The 18790-nt window shown below is 36.0% G+C and carries 15 protein-coding genes; 10 read left to right on the top strand and 5 right to left on the bottom strand.

The genetic code is table 11. The annotated features are described in order from the left end of the window. Positions 1–40: 40 nt before the first annotated feature. From DZ858_RS05400 to panC, 3 genes are read right to left on the bottom strand one after another with little or no spacing between them, the layout of a single operon-like run. Positions 41–1006: a lysylphosphatidylglycerol synthase transmembrane domain-containing protein gene (locus DZ858_RS05400; protein ID WP_117158497.1), complete on the bottom strand. Its 966-nt coding sequence runs from the start codon at positions 1004–1006 to the stop codon at positions 41–43. Between the two features lies 1 nt (position 1007). Continuing rightward, positions 1008–1358, bottom strand: coding sequence for an aspartate 1-decarboxylase (gene panD, locus DZ858_RS05405; protein WP_117158498.1), 351 nt, complete (start codon positions 1356–1358; stop codon positions 1008–1010). Between the two features lie 12 nt (positions 1359–1370). Further along, the gene (gene panC, locus DZ858_RS05410; protein WP_117158499.1) at positions 1371–2216 is read right to left on the bottom strand and encodes a pantoate--beta-alanine ligase; all 846 of its coding nucleotides are present in this window, start codon (positions 2214–2216) and stop codon (positions 1371–1373) included. A gap of 105 nt (positions 2217–2321) precedes the next feature. On the opposite strand from panC, the gene DZ858_RS05415 reads away from it, so the two are divergent. From DZ858_RS05415 to DZ858_RS05455, 9 genes are all read left to right on the top strand, one after another. Beyond that, entirely contained in the window at positions 2322–3128 is an 807-nt protein-coding gene (locus tag DZ858_RS05415; protein WP_117158501.1) for a glycogen/starch synthase, read from the top strand. Between the two features lie 34 nt (positions 3129–3162). Further along, positions 3163–4743: a DUF4270 domain-containing protein gene (locus DZ858_RS05420; protein WP_117158503.1), complete on the top strand. Its 1581-nt coding sequence runs from the start codon at positions 3163–3165 to the stop codon at positions 4741–4743. A gap of 6 nt (positions 4744–4749) precedes the next feature. Further along, the gene (glmS, locus tag DZ858_RS05425) at positions 4750–6597 is read left to right on the top strand and encodes a glutamine--fructose-6-phosphate transaminase (isomerizing) (protein WP_117158504.1); all 1848 of its coding nucleotides are present in this window, start codon (positions 4750–4752) and stop codon (positions 6595–6597) included. A 132-nt stretch (positions 6598–6729) separates the two neighbouring features. Then, positions 6730–7452: a sulfotransferase-like domain-containing protein gene (locus DZ858_RS05430; RefSeq protein ID WP_117158506.1), complete on the top strand. Its 723-nt coding sequence runs from the start codon at positions 6730–6732 to the stop codon at positions 7450–7452. 2 nt (positions 7453–7454) lie between these two features. Further along, a complete protein-coding gene (locus DZ858_RS05435) occupies positions 7455–8351 on the top strand; it encodes an aminotransferase class IV (RefSeq protein WP_117158508.1) in 897 nt (298 codons plus the stop codon). 53 nt (positions 8352–8404) lie between these two features. Next, positions 8405–11161 (top strand): TonB-dependent receptor, encoded by a 2757-nt coding sequence (locus DZ858_RS05440; RefSeq protein WP_117158509.1) that lies wholly within the window; start codon positions 8405–8407, stop codon positions 11159–11161. Positions 11162–11508: 347 nt separating this feature from the next. Next, positions 11509–13014 carry a F0F1 ATP synthase subunit beta gene (atpD, locus tag DZ858_RS05445; protein WP_117158511.1) on the top strand — a complete coding sequence of 502 codons (1506 nt, stop codon included), beginning with the start codon at positions 11509–11511 and terminating at the stop codon, positions 13012–13014. A 76-nt stretch (positions 13015–13090) separates the two neighbouring features. Next, entirely contained in the window at positions 13091–13366 is a 276-nt protein-coding gene (locus DZ858_RS05450) for a FoF1 ATP synthase subunit delta/epsilon (RefSeq protein WP_117158512.1), read from the top strand. Positions 13367–13609: 243 nt separating this feature from the next. Then, positions 13610–13924: a hypothetical protein gene (locus tag DZ858_RS05455; RefSeq protein WP_147309574.1), complete on the top strand. Its 315-nt coding sequence runs from the start codon at positions 13610–13612 to the stop codon at positions 13922–13924. Between the two features lie 6 nt (positions 13925–13930). Here the strand turns inward: DZ858_RS05455 and nhaA are convergent, their stop codons facing one another. Beyond that, on the bottom strand, positions 13931–15250 hold the full coding sequence (gene nhaA / locus DZ858_RS05460) for a Na+/H+ antiporter NhaA (RefSeq protein ID WP_205120347.1): 1320 nt from the start codon (positions 15248–15250) through the stop codon (positions 13931–13933). A gap of 320 nt (positions 15251–15570) precedes the next feature. Here nhaA and DZ858_RS05465 point away from each other — a divergent pair, with 320 nt between their 5' ends. Then, positions 15571–16437, top strand: coding sequence for a cupin-like domain-containing protein (locus DZ858_RS05465; RefSeq protein ID WP_117158517.1), 867 nt, complete (start codon positions 15571–15573; stop codon positions 16435–16437). A gap of 81 nt (positions 16438–16518) precedes the next feature. Here the strand turns inward: DZ858_RS05465 and DZ858_RS05470 are convergent, their stop codons facing one another. Continuing rightward, positions 16519–18762 (bottom strand): inorganic phosphate transporter, encoded by a 2244-nt coding sequence (locus DZ858_RS05470; protein WP_117158519.1) that lies wholly within the window; start codon positions 18760–18762, stop codon positions 16519–16521. Positions 18763–18790 lie beyond the last annotated feature (28 nt).

Consider the following 18790-nt stretch of genomic DNA (forward strand, 5'->3'; position numbering starts at 1 on the left):
CTAAAATTTAAAAAACACTGTTTTCAGAAAAAAAAGAAAATTACTTTTTGCCCTTATTATATATAGGAAGAAATAGAAATGACAACCCGCCAAAAATAATAATAGAACTTATGTTTGAAGTCCAAACAATCCAGCCAAATGCTGTTCCAGCAGTTTCAGCAATACCAAATACGGCGAGGATTGCAGCTACAAAAAATGGATAACTACCAAAGCCACTATTAGTAAACGCAAATGCAAAGCTACCTACTACAAAAGCGATAATTACCGTTCCAATAGGAATAGAAGCGGTGTCTTCAAGCGCATACATAGCTGTATAAAAAGAAAGTAGGTATAACCCCCAGATTAAAAAGGTTTGAATAATGAAGGAAAACTTCTTCTTCATCTTGAAAATACTAAAAACACCATCTTTCAACCCTAGTAAAAACTGTTTTATTTTTTGGGTTAAATTTGATTTTGAATAGTTTAAGAAAAGTAGAAAAATAATCCCGAAAGCCAGCAATGCACCAAAAACGAGGATTAATTTTGAAGGGTTGATTATTTCGGTTAAAAAGGCATATAAATCATCGAATTCAAGAAATAGAGCCAAAGCGGTAAAAGCCATTAAAAAAACCAGATCAACCACCCGTTCTGAAATAATGGTTCCAAAACCCTTATCAAAAGGCACTTTTTCATATTTGTCAAGCACAATTCCACGTGAAATCTCACCACTTTTTGGGATGAACATATTCATTAAATAGGCTACTGAAATGGCCATAAAATTATTGACCACACTAGGCTTGTATCCTACAGGTTCTAATAGTAAATTCCACCGGACAGCCCTAATTATATGGCTTACCAAACTGAGAAACACTGATAATACAATGAAGGTGTAATCTGCTTTTTTAAAGTAAAAAGCAATTTCGTCTAGTTGTTCTGGAGTGAACTTAGTATATGAATAATAGACTAAAAAAATGCCCAGCGCCAATGGCAGGGCAATTTTAAGAAATTTTGTAAGTGATTTTTTCAAATTACTTTAAAAGGTTGTTTTCTTCATTTGGGAAAACCAACGCAGGTTTAAATTGTTTGGCTTCTTCTATGCTCATCATAGCGTATGTAATGAGTATTAAAATATCGCCCGGAGCAACTTTTCTAGCAGCGGCGCCATTGAGGGTTATTTCGCCACTATTGCGAGGTCCCGGTATTGCATATGTTTCTAGGCGTTCACCATTGTTATTGTTAACAATTTGTACTTTTTCACCTTCAATAATATTAGCGGCTTCCATTAAATCTTCATCAATGGTAATACTGCCAATATAGTTGAGGTCTGCACCGGTAACTTTAACTCTGTGAATTTTAGATTTTACTACGTGTACTTGCATTTTGCAAAGATATTAATTTAGAGCCATATTATCTATTAATCTTATTTCTCCTGCAAAAACAGCTATAAAGGCTCTATATTTCTCGTTTTTAGACTTTTTTATTGCTGTTTTTAAGGTTTTTTCATTAGCTATTTCAAAATATTCTAGGGCTAATTGGTCGTTTTTATCGAATGTTTCTTTCACAAAACGGTTTAATTCTGAAATAGAATGTGACGCAAATCGCTCTTTCACTTCTTTTAGCATTTTTGAAATTAAAACGGCTTCCTTTTTATAAGTTTCGGTAAGGCGTTTGTTTCGGGAACTTAAAGCTAGACCGCTTTTTTCACGAACAATAGGTACTCCCACTATGTTTAGAGGGAGATTCTCAATTTCAACGAGTTTTTTTACAATTTGTAATTGCTGAAAGTCTTTTTCACCAAAATAAGCATTATCTGGTTCAATAATTCGGAAGAAAATATTTAAAATAGTACCTACCCCGTTAAAGTGACCTTCACGATGTTTGCCCTCCATCTCGTGTTCTAAGCCTTGAAAGTTATAATCTGTGGCAGTAATTGAATCCCCATACAAGTCAGAAGCTTCTGGTGCGTAGATTATTATGTTTTTCCCTAACGATTTTAATAAAGCTACATCTGTTTCTAGATCCCTTGGGTATTTTTCTAAATCTTCTGTATTGTTAAATTGGGTGGGGTTTACAAAAATGCTTATAACTACACAGTCGTTTTCTTCTAATGCTTTATTAACAAGGGTTAGGTGGCCTTGGTGTAAAGCTCCCATAGTAGGGACGAAGCCAATTTTTTTAGATTTCCGCCTAGGTGTGAGAGCAGCTAAAAGCGATTCTCGGTTGGTATATACGCTCATGATTTTAAATTGAGTGGCGGCAAAATTAATAGATTATGAGCAATCTACATAAATTTTCGTAATTTTGCACTTTCAAAACAGCTAAGCTATTAAAGTAATAAATATATGAAAGATAAAAGAGTCTTGTATGTGTCTTCTGAAGTAATTCCTTATCTACCGGAGACCGAGATTTCTTCCATGTCGTTTGAAGCCCCTAAAATGGTTAATGACAATGGTGGTCAAATTCGAATTTTTATGCCACGTTATGGCAATATAAATGAAAGACGCCATCAACTACATGAAGTAATACGTTTAAGTGGGATGAATTTGGTGATAAATGATTTAGATATGCCATTGATCATTAAAGTCGCTTCCATTCCCAAAGAGCGTATGCAAGTATATTTCATTGATAATGACGATTACTTTAAGCGTAAAGCAACTTTTGCAGACGAAGAAGGAAACTATTTTGGTGATAATGATGAGCGTGCAATCTTTTTCGCGAAAGGTGTAATAGAAACAGTTAAAAAATTAAATTGGTCGCCAGACATTATCCACGTACATGGTTGGTTGGCTTCCTTTTTGCCTTTATACTTAAGAAACTACTACGGAACAGAACCTTTGTTTGAAAATAGTAAAATAGTTACCTCTGTATACAATCAAGGCTTTGATGGAACGTTAAACAATAATGTAATGGAAAAAATATTGTTTGATGGTATTGAAGAGGAAAGCATAGAAGAGTTGAAAGAGCCTAATTATGTTAATATGATGAAAGTGGCTGTAAAAAACTCTGATGCTGCTATTATTGGCTCTGAAGAACTACCCGAAGAAATGGAAAACTTCCTTAACAACTTGGATAAACCGGTGTTAAAATATCACAAAAAAGAAGAGTTTTCCGAAGCATATTTAGACTTTTACCAGTCAGAATTATCATAAAAAAGAAAATACCCGTACACATTTAAATTTGCTTATGAAGATTAAGAATATGTTGCCAAAATTAGCAACCGTTTTACTATTGGTTGTAGTAGTGGCATCTTGCGAAGAGGATATAGATATAATTGGATCTGAAATTGTTGGGGATAATACCTTTATTGAGCCAGATCAAACTAATTCAGTAGTATCATATAGCCGTAAACTATTGCCTATACAAACCAATGGCCTTAGTGCTTATCAATTGGGAGTTAAAAACGATCCTATTTATGGCAAATCTACTGCTAGCTTACTTTCTCAAGTGACTTTGGGAGAAGTAGAGCCTGAATTTGGTGAGGGTGCTACACTCGATAGCGTTGTGCTTTACATTCCATTTTTTAGTGAAAGCGAAATTGTAGGCGAAGACACCCTTAGTTATACTTTAGATTCAGTATTTGGTAGTGACCCTATTAATATTTCAATGTATGAGTCTAATTATTTTTTAAGGGATTTAGACCCTGAATCGGGTTTTCAAGACCCTCAAAAATATTATTCAGACCTAGAAAAAACATTTGACAATAACCCAGCGCTTATTGGAGATTTAATTCACGAAATTGAAAATTTCACACCAAGTGATGAGGGTTTTAACTTAGTTTCTTATACTTCGGCAGGAGATACTATAAATGAAACAGTAGCTCCGGGACTGCGAGCTAAACTTCCAATTGAGTATTTTCAAGAAAAAATTATTGATAAAGAAGGTTCACCAGAACTTTTAAGTAACAATAACTTTAAGGATTATTTTAGAGGTATTTACTTTAAGACTGAATCTGCTACTGATAACGGTAACTTTTTTCTTTTTAATCCTTCAAATGCGAATATAACCCTGCATTACTCATTTAGTGATGATGACGATGAAGAGGATGACGGTAGTCTAAGATTGAATTTAGGAGGAATAAATGTTAGTTTGCTACAGGACGAATTACCTCAAAATGTATTGTCGGCTATTGAAAACCCCGATGTTGAAAATGGCGATGAAAATCTTTATATAAAAGGAGGCGATGGTATTACAGCAGTGGTACAATTATTTGGAACAGAAGATAACTTGAATGCTAACCTAGAACAAGGATCAAATGGAGTTGCAGATGAGCTTGATATGCTTAGAGAACAAAAACCAATAATAAACGAGGCTAACTTGGTGTTTTATGTGAATAAGGATAAAACAGCAGCTTTAGATAATGAACCTGAACGAGTGATTATTTTCGATGCAAAAAATGGAACGGTACTTATTGATTATGTTATAGATGACTTGAGTACACAACTACCATTAACTCACAAGACAAACCACTTAGGGCCTCTTGAAAAAGATGCGAGTGGTAAGGGTGATTTTTATAAAATACGATTGACTACCCATATAAGTAACCTTATAAACAACGACTCTACAAATGTTCCATTGGGCCTTATGGTTACCGATAATGTGGTGAGTCCTAATTTTAAAAGTCTTCAAAACACCCAAGAGCCAGGGCTAGAAGAAGTTCCAGGTACTAGTGTGCTAACACCAAAAGGAACTGTTTTACACGGGAATAACTCTCCTGATGTAGACAGAAAACTAAAATTACAACTTTATTATACTAAACCTGAATAGATAACTATGTGTGGAATTGTAGGATATATAGGTAAAAAAGAAGCGTACCCAATTATTTTAAACGGTTTAAAAAGGTTAGAATATCGGGGTTATGATAGTGCAGGAATAGCACTGTTTGATGGAGAAGATATTCAATTATGTAAAACAAAAGGAAAAGTAGCTGGTCTAGAAGCAAAAGCCGAAAAAAACATTTCTTTAAAAGGAAGTTTAGGAATTGGGCATACAAGATGGGCTACACACGGAGTACCTAATGATGTAAATTCACATCCACATTATTCTAATAGTGGTGATTTAGTGATTATACATAATGGAATTATAGAAAACTATGCTTCTATAAAAAAAGAATTAATCAATCGTGGTTATACATTTACTTCAGATACCGATACAGAAGTATTAGTAAACTTAATTGAAGAAGTAAAAAAGCAAGAAGATGTAAAGCTTGGAAAAGCAGTTCAAATTGCTTTAAATCAGGTAGTTGGTGCTTATGCTATAGCGTTGTTTGATAAAAATAAGCCAGATGAAATTGTTGTTGCTAAGTTAGGAAGTCCGCTTGCCATAGGTATTGGTGATGATGAGTTTTTTGTAGCTAGCGACGCTTCTCCTTTTATAGAATTTACAAAAAATGCGATTTACCTTGAAGACCAGCAAATGGCTGTTATACGCCGAGGTCGTGAAGTTAAAGTACGAGAAATAAAAGACGATAAACTGGTTACTCCTTATATTCAAGAGCTTCAACTTAACTTAGAGCAGATTGAAAAAGGTGGTTACGATCATTTTATGCTGAAAGAGATTTACGAGCAGCCATCAGTAATTAAAGATACATACAGAGGTCGCTTGTTAGCCGATAAAGGTATTGTTCGCCTAGGAGGACTGGAAGATCATATAAAGCGATTTACAAATGCAAACCGAATTATAATTGTTGCTTGTGGAACCTCATGGCATGCCGGTTTGGTAGCCGAATATGTTTTTGAAGATTTAGTTAGAATACCAGTTGAGGTTGAATACGCTTCAGAGTTTAGATACAGAAACCCAATAATCACCGAAAAAGACGTGGTAATTGCCATTTCACAAAGTGGTGAAACAGCCGATACTTTAGCAGCTATTAAACTCGCTAAACAAAAAGGTGCTTTTGTATATGGAGTGTGCAATGTGGTTGGCTCTACTATTTCTAGGGAAACACATAGTGGTACTTACACACACGCTGGCCCTGAAATTGGAGTGGCATCAACCAAAGCATTTACTACACAAATAACAGTATTGACGATGATGGCCCTTAGATTAGCAAAATCTAAAGGGACACTATCACAAAGTGATTATATGCTGCACCTACGCGAACTGGATATGATTCCTGGAAAAGTAGAAGAAGCTTTACAGAGTGATGAAAAAATCAAAGAAATTGCAAAAGTATTTAAAGATGCTGCAAATTTCCTGTATTTAGGTAGAGGGTATAACTTCCCAGTTGCATTGGAAGGAGCTTTAAAGTTAAAAGAGATTTCATACATTCACGCTGAAGGGTATCCCGCGGCCGAAATGAAACACGGTCCCATCGCCTTGATTGATGAGCAAATGCCAGTTGTGGTTATCGCAATCAATAACAACCATTACGAAAAAGTGGTTAGTAATATTCAGGAAATTAAATCCAGAGCAGGAAAAATAATTGCCGTGGTAAGCGAAGGTGATACCACTGTAAAAGAAATGGCAGATTATGTTATGGAAGTTCCTGTTACCCCTGAAACGCTATCACCGTTGGTAACCACCATCCCACTGCAATTGCTATCATATCATATTGCGGTTATGTTGGGCAGAGATGTAGATCAACCTCGAAATTTGGCAAAATCTGTTACAGTAGAATAACTAGATTTAATAATATTTTGAAAGCCTTCGTATTTTGCGAAGGCTTTTTTATTTCCCTTCACCCAAGGTGTGTTAAAGTATATTTTTTGATGTATTTTTAGTATTTGTTTCTTTAATTCACGAGCTATTACTATGAAAATCGTCAACCTCATTTCAGGTCCTAGAAATCTCTCTACTGCACTTATGTATTCATTTGCACAACGGGATGATTTTAATGTTTTAGATGAACCTTTTTATGGGTATTATTTAAAAAATACGGAAACAGAAATAGACCATCCTGCATCTAGTGAAATTCTCCGTACGATGGATTTAAAGGAAGAAGTCGTCATAGATAGTATTCAATCACTTTCAGGTTTGAAGCATGTTTTTGTAAAAGGAATGGCGCATCACTATATTAATAAGGAGCCTGATTTTTTTCTGAAATGGGACAATATTATTTTAATAAGGCATCCTGAAAAATTGCTTGCTTCGTTTTCAAAAGTGATTGAAAACCCAAAATTGGACGATATAGGGTTACAAAAAGCAGCAGAATTATTTTTATTTCTGAAAAAAAACGGACGCATTCCTATTGTAATCGATAGTGACGAATTGATGATAAACCCTGAACGCTATTTAAAAAAGCTTTGTAAAAAATTAGATGTTTCATTTACTTCAAATATGCTCAGTTGGGAAAAAGGAGGCATTCCAGAAGATGGAGTTTGGGCGCCCTATTGGTATACAAACGTGCATAATTCCGAAGGGTTTCAGAAACAAAAGAAAACACATTCCGAACTTCCAAAACAATTAGAGCCTGTGCTAGAAGAGGCCATGATTTATTACAACACTTTAAAAAAACACATTCTTAAAAACGATTGATTATGTTACAACAATTTGACGAACGCAACCGCGATATTAAAGTATTTATAAAGGACAAGCTGCATCATAGAGATGAAGCCAAAGTATCGGTTTTTGACAGCTCGGTACAAGGTGGCGATGCTGTTTGGGAAGGATTGCGGGTGTATCCCGAAGGAGTGGTTTGTTTAGATAAACACCTTACTCGGTTGCACGAGAGTGCAAAAACATTAGCGTTTGTCGATATTCCATCTAAAAAAGCTATAAAAGAAGCCATTCAAAAAACACTCGATGCAAACGGTATGAATGATGAGGTGCACATCCGTTTAACGTTAACACGAGGGGAGAAAATTACCAGTGGTATGGATCCGCGTGTTAATCAAAATGGCTCTTGCTTAATAGTTTTAGCCGAATGGAAACCCTTGGTGTATGATAATAGTAGTGGTATTAAAGTGATAAGTACAAGTCAACGTCGAAATGCCCCGCAGTTTTTAGATAGTAAAATTCATCATGCGAATCTTCTTAATAATATTCTTGCAAAAATACAGGCCAATGTAGCTGGCAAAGACGCTGGGCTTATGTTAGATGAACGTGGTTTTGTAGCCGAGTTAAATGGAAGCAATATTTTTATGGTAAAAGAAGGTGTAATTTATACGCCGTATGCTCACGCTTGCTTGCCAGGTATTACCCGCGGAACTGTTATAGAATTATGTAAGGAAAACAATATACCTATTGAGGAAGCAGATCTTACGCTTTCACAATTGTACAATGCAGACGGTGTTTTTGCCACAGGAACAATGGGAGAACTTACTCCAATTATAGAAATTGATGGCAGAGCTATTCTTGATAAAAATGAATTACAACAAAAAATAAGATCGTTATTTAAAAACAACATAAAGGGATATTGTGAAAAATTAACATAATTTTAAAAAAATTCATATCTTTCATATTAAATCGTATAACTAACTGAAAGATTATGAAAAAAACTTTACTCTTCTTATGTCTACTTGTATTAAGTAGTGTTGCATTTTCACAAACAAAAATTACGGGAACCGTTACCGATCAGAATCAAGTACCTATTTTAGGTGCTAACATTATTATAGTGGGTACCAATACAGGTACTGTTTCAGATTATGACGGTAATTTTTTACTTACGGTCAACCAAGAACCACCCTTCACTCTGCAAGTTAGTAGTGTGGGATTTCAATCGGTAACTGAGGAAGTCACGGCTTTAGATCAAGACTTATTAATTGTATTGCCTGAAGGGGACAAATTGGATGAGGTAATTATTTCAGCTTCCAGAACTCCAGAAAGTGTCCGTGAATCGCCCGTAACCATTGAGCGTATCGATGCTCGCGATATTGAGAATAGTTCGTCTCCAAACTTCTACACTAGTCTTGAAAATTTAAAGGGTATCGATGTTAACAAAGGGGGATTGACTTATAATTCAGTAAACGCGAGGGGCTTTGCTGGTTTTGCCAATACACGCTTTGTTCAACTCGTTGATGGTATGGATAATGCATCACCAGCGTTGAACTTTGTGATTGGAAACTTTCTAGGAGTTAATGAGCTCGATGTGCAAAGTGTTGAAATATTACCTGGAGCATCCTCTGCCTTATATGGTGCTAATGCTTTTAACGGTATTCTTTTTATGACTACCAAAAGCCCATTTGATGATCAAGGCATAAGTGTGTACTATAAGACAGGAATTACTAGTCAAGAAGCGGCTGGTGATAACCGTTTTTACGATTTTGGAATCCGCGCCGCTCATAAGTTTAGCGATAAAGTGGCGGCGAAAGCATCGTTTTCTTATTTAAATGGAACTGATTGGTTTGCGACAGATTATAGCCAATATACCTTGAACGAACCAGGAGAATCCGACTTTATATTACCGTTCCGTTCTGGTTTAGCTCACGATGGAATTAATATTTATGGAGATGAAGTGGCAACCGATATTAATGCCGTAGCGCAATCTTTAGAGGCAGCAGGTCTTATTCCTCCAGGGGCAAGTGCCTTGGTGCCATCTGTATTGGTAGGAAGAACAGGTTATCAGGAAAGAGATATTACAGATTATGAAGCCGTCAATGGAAAGGCAGATTTTTCATTGAACTTTCGACCTTTCAACAATAGTAATACAGAGATTATATTGAATTCAAGACTTGGTTTTGGTAATTCTATCTATCAAGGAGCGAGTCGCTATCAGCTTAAAAACTTCCTGTTACAACAACACAAACTAGAGGTTAAAGGTGATGACTTTTTTGTACGCGGATATGCTACTACTGAAACAGCTGGTGATTCTTATGATATGCGTTTTACAGGAATTAACATAAATCGTATTAATGCCTCAGAATGGTTTGGAACATACGTAGGGGCTTATTTAACCGGAGTTACTACAGGCGCTACACCAGAACAAGCACATGCAGGAGCCCGAGTTTTTGCCGATGAAAATGTAACCCTTCAGCCTGGAACTCCTGAGTTTAAAGCTGCTTTTGATAAAGTAACCTCAAACCCCGATGTAAGTGTAGGGTCTAAATTTGTAGATAATTCAAAAATGTATGTAGGTGAAGGAAATTATAATTTTAAAACGTTGCTCAACGATGCAATGGACCTTCAGGTTGGAGGCTCTTTCAGAAGATATTCTTTAGATTCTGGAGGAACTATTTTTACTGATTACGACGGTCCTATTGAATATGATGAATATGGAGCGTATGTACAAGGAATAAAGAAATTCTTAGACGACAGACTTAAATTAACAGGATCTATTCGGTATGATAAGTCAAATAGATTTGATCCAAGTTATTCTCCAAGAGTTTCTGTGGTGTACTCAGCAGGTGAAAATAAAAACCATAACTTCAGGGCTTCTTTTCAAACAGGATTTAGAAACCCAGATACACAATCCCAATTTATAGGGTTGAATGTTGGGCGTGCCATTCTTGTAGGTTCAGCTGAAGATAACCTAGATCGCCGTCTACCTGGCACCAATTTAACAGGACGGGACGCTTATTTTGATTCGTACTCCTTGGCTTCGGTAACGGCTTTCACTCAATCAGGCGATCCTTCATTGCTGGTTCCGGTACAGACCCCTTTGGTTGAACAGGAAAAAGTTTCGGCTTTTGATGTAGGTTACCGCGGACAATTAGATAGAATATTTTTAGATATAAACGCCTATTACAATATTTATGATGGCTTTATAAGCAGTAAATTGGTTGTAACTCCAAGAAGTGGAAGTGCTTTCGACGCATCTGGTATTGGTGATTTAGCAATAGGGAATTTTGATGTATTTCAATTATATACCAATTCGCAAGCAGATGTATCTTCTTATGGTGTAGTAACAGGATTGTCAACTAAATTCGCTGAAAACTATCAAGTAGGATTGAGTTATACGTATGCAAAATTTGATTTTGATCAAGCTTCCGATCCAGATTTCAGGGCTGCCTTTAATACTCCAGAGCATCAAGTGAAATTTTCTTTTGGAAACCCAGAAGTATTTAAAAACTTCGGGTTTAATATTAATGCCCGATGGAGTGATGAGTTTTTATGGGAATCTACTATTGCAAATGCTATAATAGATTCTAGAACCGTTCTGGATGCGCAGATAAATTATGCTATTCCAAAACTTAAGTCGGTCATTAAAGTTGGTGGAACAAACATTGGCGGTGAGGAATATCGAAGTGCTCCTGGCGCTGGTTCTATAGGGTCGCAATATTATATTTCATTGACTATTAATAATTAACATATATACTTTTTTAATAGATTGACCTTTATATAATCAAAAAAACCCGAGGAACTATCTCCTCGGGTTTTTCATATGTATGAAACCTTAAATTATTTTATGGTATTCACTTTAGATAAAGTGACGTATTTTTTTCTGAAACATGAAGTCATAATATTCTGATAGCTATCAGAAAGATGTTTTAATTGACTTTTATTGAAAATAAATAATAAATAGCACTATTTGAAGCAGAGTTAAAAATTCACTAATTTCCATTGCGTAATTTAAACAGAAAAAACTATCTTTGCACCGTTCAAAAACAGGGTGATAATTGCACCCTTAGATAACTAAAAAATAAACAGTTAATAATGTCACAAGTTAAAGGAAAAGTTGCACAGATCATTGGCCCAGTAGTAGATATAGAGTTTGCTAACGGAGCAAAACTTCCAAAGATATACGACTCAGTAGAAGTTGACAACAACGGAAGCCTGTTGGTTCTTGAAGTACAATCTCACATTGGGGAAAATACAGTACGTACCATTTCTATGGATTCTACTGATGGATTAAGCCGAGGTGTAGAGGCTGTAGCAACAGGAGCGCCTATACAAATGCCAATTGGTGAAGATGTATATGGACGTCTATTTAACGTAATTGGAGATGCTATTGACGGGATGCCAGACCTTCCTAAAGCAGGAAAAGACGGACTTCCAATTCACCGTGAAGCACCAAAATTCGAAGACCTTTCAACCTCTACCGAAGTTTTATTTACAGGTATTAAAGTAATCGACTTGATTGAGCCATACGCAAAAGGTGGTAAAATTGGATTATTTGGTGGTGCCGGTGTAGGTAAAACGGTATTGATTCAAGAATTGATTAACAACATTGCAAAAGGTCACGGTGGTCTTTCTGTATTTGCTGGTGTAGGAGAGCGTACTCGTGAAGGGAACGATTTACTTCGTGAAATGCTTGAATCTGGAATTATCAAGTACGGTGACGACTTTTTACATTCTATGGAAGATGGCGGATGGGATTTATCTAAAGTAGATAAATCTGTGATGAAAGAAAGTAAAGCAACATTCGTATTTGGACAAATGAACGAACCACCAGGAGCACGTGCTCGTGTGGCACTTTCAGGATTAACGATTGCCGAGTATTTCCGTGATGGAGCAGGGGATGGACAAGGAAAAGATGTACTTTTCTTCGTTGATAACATTTTCCGTTTTACACAAGCAGGTTCAGAGGTGTCGGCACTTCTAGGTCGTATGCCTTCTGCGGTAGGTTACCAACCAACATTAGCAACCGAAATGGGTGCGATGCAAGAACGTATTACTTCAACTAAAAAAGGATCTATTACATCTGTACAAGCGGTTTACGTACCTGCAGATGACCTTACAGATCCAGCACCGGCAACAACCTTTGCTCACTTAGATGCAACAACGGTATTGTCTCGTAAAATTGCTGAGCTTGGTATTTATCCAGCGGTAGATCCATTAGACTCTACCTCTCGAATTCTTACAGCAGATATTTTAGGAGCAGAACACTATGATTGTGCACAGCGAGTAAAAGAGCTATTACAGCGTTATAAAGAATTACAAGATATTATTGCTATTTTGGGTATGGAAGAATTATCTGAAGAGGATAAGCAAGCGGTAAACCGTGCACGTCGTGTACAACGTTTCCTTTCTCAACCATTCCACGTAGCAGAACAGTTTACAGGTATTCCAGGTGTGTTGGTAGATATTAAAGAGACCATTAAAGGCTTCACTATGATTATGGACGGAGAGTTAGATCACCTTCCAGAAGCAGCCTTTAACTTGAAAGGTTCTATTGAAGAAGCAATCGAGGCTGGAGAAAAAATGTTAGCTGAATCATAAAAATAGATTTGAGAGATGAGTACTGAGATAGTAGAGTATCTTAGTACTCATCTCTCAAATCTCAATACTAAAATATATGTATTTAGAAATAGTAACCCCAGAAGCATTATTGGTAAGTGGCGAAGTAGATTCGGTAACAGTACCAGGAGTAGAAGGTGAGTTTCAAATGTTGAACAATCACGCTCCTATCGTTTCTGTTTTAGCGAAAGGAAAAGTAAAGTTCTCCGGAAGTCCTACTATAGCTGAAGGATTTGAAAATAAATTCAGTAAAGAAGATGGGAAATGGGTACTTGAAATTACCAGCGGAACCATTGAAATGAATAACAATAAAGTGATAGTGTTGGCAGATTAAACAGCATACATTAAAATAATTACACCCCAAATTTCAAATATGAAATTTGGGGTTTTTTATTAAAGTGTGTATTATTGATTAGTGAATAAACAAGACGTTTATATTTCCGAAGGAAATCGGCCTCTGTGGCATAGAATTATAGCTGCGCTTTGCTATACTCTTATGCTAGTCTGCGCTTACAAATTTATTATACAACCAAATATTAGCTGGCTATACGGGGCAAGTTTTCTTTTTTCAACAGGGGTGACGTTTTCCTTGGTTAGAGACTATCATTTTGATTTCGAAAACAAAAAGTATAAAGTTGAAAAGTGTGTTGGTCCTTTAAAATTTGGTAAATGGAAAGCTTTTAAAAAGTTAGAGTATATCTCAATTTTTAAAAACGGAAAAGGGTTTTACGAAGTTAATCTTTGGTACAATAGAAACAAACATTTTAATATAACTACGCTCGATACTTTTCAAGACTGTTTTGAAATAGGGAAAAGTATTGCAGAAAAACTTAAAATCAACTTTTTAGATGCTGCCACAGATCCAAGAAACTCTCTTTGGATTAAGCTATAATTTCATTTAATGAGGAGCAGATGCCTTTTCTTCTTCTTTCTTTTTAAGCTGGATACGTAAAATAAAATAACCCGCTATACCTGCGACTACTGTTCCTAATAATATACCAATTTTCGAGGTAGTTAATAAATCGTCTGAGCGGAAAGCTAATTCGGCTATAAAGAGTGACATGGTAAAACCTACCCCTCCTAAAAAGCTAACCCCTATAATTTGTTTAAAATTAATTCCAGTAGGTAATACGGCAATTTTTAGCTTATAAGCTAAATAGCTAAAGAGAGAAATTCCAATTACTTTTCCTGCAACCATAGCAATGGCTATTTGCGAGATAAGCTGTGTTTCGTTTAATGAATCAAGATTGATAGTGATTCCGGCATTAGCGAGTGCAAATACGGGCATTATGACAATGGCTACCCAGCCACTAAGACCATTTTCTAATTGCTGCATGGGTGTTTGTACACGGTCGGTTATTAAATTTATTCTATCAACTGCATCTTGTTGTTTGTTGGAGAGTACAAATTTTCTAGCTTTTGTTTTTTCAAAAACATTAAGAGAGCTTCGTATTTCTTTAAAAAAGTTATCCAGATTCATATTTCTGGCTGAAGGAATTACTAATGCTAATAAAACCCCTGCAATTGTAGGATGTATTCCAGATTTCAAGAAAAGAATCCAAACAGCAATACCACAAATAAGCAATAAGTATTTTGAGTGAAATTTTTTGTAGGCCAAAAAAGCTAAAAAAGTTAAAATGCCAAGCGCAATAAATAAATAGGAGAGGTGCATCTCATGACTATAAAAAGTTGCAATTACCAAAATGGCACCAATATCGTCAATAATAGCGAAGGTTGTCAAAAATATTTTCAGTCCCAAGGGTACGCGTTTACCTAATAAATTGAGTATTCCCAATGAAAAGGCAATGTCTGTGGCCATAGGGATACCCCACCCCGAAGCACCTCGATCTTGATCGTGTAGTAATAAGAAAATGGCAATAGGCACTACAATGCCACCTAAAGCCGCAAAAATAGGCATGGAAGCCTTCCGCATAGTAGTAAGCTCTCCATCGAGTATTTCCCTTTTAATTTCCAATCCTACATAAAAGAAAAAGATGGTCATTAACCCATCATTTACCCAGAGGTATAGCGGTTTTTCAATAATAAAATCTGTATTACTAAAACCAATGGCAAATGTTTCACTCCAGAAAGTATGATAGCTTTCTTGCCAAGGTGAATTTGCCCAAACCAAAGCAATGACCGTAAATAGGATAAGGATGTAACTCCCCGAAGTTGAACTGTTTATGAATGTTTCGACGGGGTTTTTGGCTATTTTCAAGTCAATTTATATTTTGAAATTATATATGAAGGCATAAAGTTATAAAATGTGATTATGTTATACTCATAAAAATATGTCAATCTTTAGAGTACTTTAAAATATCGCCTGGCTAATACTTTAGCAAAGCACACATGGCTTCTGAAGAAAAACTCATTACGCTTCTATTTGAAACGTTACTTTTTTATTCCACCTATACGTATATATGTGAGGTATGTAAAGAAAAATTCAACCTCACAAAAGGCAATACCTTTGCAAAGTAAACTTTTCTTTAAGAAAACCTTTCGACTAAGTTTTGTAGTTTTGTCGTTTTCAGATTATTTATGCAATTACAAGAAATAGATAGAGTCGAGACAATTTCAAAAAAAGACTTTATTTCAAAATACTTTAAGCCTCAAAAACCAGTAGTTATCGAACGTTTTGTTGAAGATTGGCCTGCCTTTAAAAAGTGGGACTTAGACTATATGGCCAAAGTAGCGGGAGATAAAGAGGTGCCGCTTTATGACGATAGACCAGTAAGTCATGAAGATGGTTTTAACGAGCCACACGCAACTATGAAAATGAGCGAGTATATCGATTTGCTCAAGAAAGAACCTACTAAATACCGTATTTTTCTTTGGAATGTTTTAAAAGAAGTGCCTGAGCTACAGAAAGACTATTCGTATCCAGATTTTGGTATAAAACTAATGAAAGGGCTTCCTATGCTTTTTTTTGGTGGGCAAGACAGCTACACCTTTATGCATTACGATATTGATTTGGCTAATATATTCCATTTTCATTTCCACGGAAAAAAAGAAGTTATTTTGTTTGATCAAAAACAGAACGACTACCTATATAAAATTCCTCATTCGCTAATAACTCGTGAAGATATCAACTTTGCAGATCCGGATTATAAAAAATGGCCTGCTCTAAAAAAAGCAAGAGGTTTTAAAACTCATTTAGAACACGGAAACGTATTGTATATGCCTGAAGGCTATTGGCACTATATGCGGTATATAACGCCTGGTTTTTCTATGAGTTTGCGCGCCATTGCTCGAAACCCTAAAAATTTAGGTAAAGCGATTTATAATATTACTATTATGCGTCATTTTGATACCTTGATGCGTAAATTAAAAGGACAAGATTGGATTGATCAAAAAAATGAAAAAGCCATTACCAAAACACATAACAAGCTTGGGATAGACGGGTAATCAAGTTATTCTAAAATTAAAAAAGAGCCTTCTAGATATTTTGCAGAAGGCTCTTTTTGTTTCCGAATAATACTACTACTACTATGCTTTTTTATAGCTTATATAATACTCTTCCATTAAGTTCATTAAAGCAGTAATCAAATCTTTTGTTTCTAACAATAGACTGAAATACAGTGCCGTATTTTTCGGGCTCGATTCTTCTGTTCTAGTACGAGCTATCTGTTTTTCAATTTTTTCTGAAACAAACTCAAAAAGCTCTTGTTTTTTATCTAACACGTTTTCAATTTTTTCAATTTCCCTATTTTGGAAAATGGATTCAATATCAGTAAAGAGGTCTTGCAGGGATTGATCAATTTCCTGAAGATCTTTAATTTGATTGAAACGTAACGCCTTGTGGTTGTTGTTTACGTGCTTGTAACTTGCTTTTGAAATAAACTCAAGCGATTGGGCTACATCTTGTAAATAACCAAGGATAATAATGTAGAAGTTGCTTCCGCGAACACTTTTCTCGTCTAGGTCTTTAATGAAATAGAAAATATTATCACGTAATTCGTCAATTTCATCATTTAGTTTCTTAACTCCCTTTTTGCTCTTTTTAAGCTTAGATGTGTCTTGTTTAGCCAATCCGCGAAGCATGTCAGAGTAAATTTTATTGCTTCGGTGAATCACTTTTGCGATATTATCAGCACTTTCTTGAATGATGCCTTGTACGGTATTACTTTCGGTCTTCTTAAGTCCGGTTTCATCCATAATGGCATTGCTTTTCTTTTTGTAAGAAAGGTAATTTCTAACTAATAAAAGGACAGCCAACATTAGTAAAATAGCGATAGCAACTCCTTTTCCTAAAAAGATAAGGTATGCTAATGTTCCTGCGGCTACAAAAGCGCTAAATGCTGTAAAGAACCAGCCGCCAATTACATTAAGTACTCCAGCAACACGGTACACCGCACTTTCTCGTCCCCAAGCTCTATCGGCCAAAGAAGTACCCATAGCAACCATAAAGGTTACGTATGTTGTAGATAAAGGCAGTTTCATAGAGGTAGCTATTGAGATAAGTACTCCTGCCACGACTAAGTTAATTGAGGCACGAATCATATCAAAAGCTGGTAATTCGTAGGTTCTATGTTTTGGTAATTCTACTACAGGTTTCTCAAAACGTGAGTTTATATTTTTAGTGGTAGCTTTTGGCAAAACATAATTTAATCCTTGAGCTACTCTCGAAGTACCTTTTACAACTACCCTAGATAACATATTAGGTTGAAATTTTTCATGACCTTCTCCTTGTCTGGATAGTCCGATTTCGGTTTCAGCGACGCTACGGGCTTTTTTAGAGAACCAAAGTGTCAATACCATTACACCACCAGCTATAAATAGCAAGAAAGGTTCTGCGGGCACTTTTTCAGAAAGAACATCCATAGAGAAAGTAGAGGCAGATTCACCAGAGGCCAACCAAGCTTCGTAAGAATGAAAGGCAGCCATAGGGACACCAATAAAGTTAACCAAATCGTTACCTGAAAAGGCGAGTGCTAAGCCAAACGTACCTATTGCAATTACCATAATAAGGATGCTTTTCTTGAACAGTTTCATAAAGAGAAAAGAAAAGAGCGTCCAGAAAATAAAGCTTCCTCCAATAAAGTATAGCTCGTTTCCTTCTACTACTTCTTTAAAATCCCCGTAATAAGGGGTTCCTTTCAATCCTTTCATAAAGATGAAATATCCAATGGCCGTTAGGGCAACGCCGCCAAATAATGCACCAAAATTTTTAATTCTCTTTTCGTAATGGAAGGTAAACACCAAACGGGATAACCACTGAACGACTGCCCCTACCGTAAAGGCGATGACGACGGAAAGTAGAATCCCCAATATAATTTCAGTAGCTTTTGCAGTGTTTATGTATTTGCCAAGATCTGCCCAAGTTTCAGTTTCATTAGCACCAATTTTTATTAGCGACATCACTACGGCAGCTCCCAATAATTCAAAAACGATTGAAACTGTTGTTGATGTTGGTAAACCGAGGGTGTTAAAAAAGTCGAGCAGTAATATATCGGTTATCATAACTGCCATAAAAACAATCATGATTTCTTCAAAGTAAAATTGTCCAGGGTCGAAAATACCTTTTCTTGCAACCTCCATCATCCCGCTTGAAAAGACGGCACCGATAAAAATACCAAGACTGGCAATGATCATTATCGATTTAAATGATATGGCTTTAGAACCGATGGCCGAGTTAAGGAAATTAACGGCATCGTTACTAACCCCTACAACAAGATCGGCAACGGCAAGTACTGCCAATGCTACGATCATTAATAAGTATATGTTTTCCATTTTCTTTAATTAAAGTGGTGCAAATCTC

The organism is Marixanthomonas ophiurae (assembly GCF_003413745.1).
Taxonomy (GTDB): domain Bacteria; phylum Bacteroidota; class Bacteroidia; order Flavobacteriales; family Flavobacteriaceae; genus Marixanthomonas; species Marixanthomonas ophiurae.